Origin of the sequence: Capnocytophaga sp. oral taxon 338 str. F0234 (assembly GCF_000192225.1) — a bacterium.
GTDB lineage: Bacteria > Bacteroidota > Bacteroidia > Flavobacteriales > Flavobacteriaceae > Capnocytophaga.
In genome coordinates, this window is record NZ_GL872431.1 from 1 (window position 1) to 887 (window position 887).

Annotated in this window: 1 protein-coding gene and 1 pseudogene; both read right to left on the reverse strand. The window is 31.6% G+C overall.

The annotated features are described in order from the left end of the window. Window positions 1–214, reverse strand: a pseudogene (locus tag HMPREF9071_RS11700) (hypothetical protein); the annotation flags it as partial. 145 nt (window positions 215–359) lie between these two features. Beyond that, a complete protein-coding gene (locus HMPREF9071_RS11705; protein WP_009401601.1) occupies window positions 360–773 on the reverse strand; it encodes a hypothetical protein in 414 nt (137 codons plus the stop codon). Window positions 774–887: the final 114 nt, after the last annotated feature.

Below are 887 nucleotides of genomic sequence, written 5' to 3' on the forward strand. Positions count from 1 at the left end.
TAACAACACTTATAGGAGGTAAGAATACCGTAATACCAAATAGAACAGCTAATAATAAAGGATAATCTTTGAAATAAATCAGACCTCCTGCCCCAAAATGACTACCAATATAAACTTCGTCGTAGGTCATTGTTTGATAAAAATCTTTGATACCCACGCAAGTAATCAGTAAAAACAATACACTAAAAATCCAAATAGTAACATTCTTTGTCATTTTCTTTGTATTTAATAGTTTTCAATAAATTCTCTCTAATTTCTTACAAACTTGTCAGTACTCTACTCTCTAAAAGTTGAGGTTTGTCCTCCAAAGTGCAATCCAAAGTGCAAAATTTGCACTTTGGAATGAACACTTTCTAAATTTATTCTTTAGCTAAGGCTTTGTCCTTTAACTTTGCTTCACAAACAAATTGTCGTCCTTCTATGTTGTTTATTTTTACAGATGAAATAAAAGTAATGGGTTCTGTAAGAAAAGTGGCATTCTGTATAGTATGCCATTCCCCTTTAAACCAAATACTAATAGCAAACAACATATCTTTCTCAGCATCATAACTGGCTGAAGCTATCATTTTATCTTCATATCCTTGTACATATAAAGTGATAATAGGTTCTGCAAACGAATTGTCTATATTGTCTATACCAAGTACAGGCACTTGATAGTCTTCAGGGTACTCTTCTTCCAAATTGGCTTCCCATACCCACAACCATATTTTATTTTCCATCACATCTTTACCTGTGATTTCATCTAAACTCTTTACTTTTCCTAATGTATACATAATTTATGATTTTAAAATGTTATGTTTCTAAATAACTTCCCTCTAACTCCTTACAAACTTGCCAATACTCTCTAAAAGTTGGGGTTTACTTATTCTCTTTTACGCCTATAAAAA

What these genes read in the sequence shown, in the direction of transcription:
- HMPREF9071_RS11705 (WP_009401601.1), bottom strand. Translation starts at nt 773, where the DNA reads ATGTATACATTAGGAAAAGTAAAGAGTTTAGATGAAATCACAGGTAAA.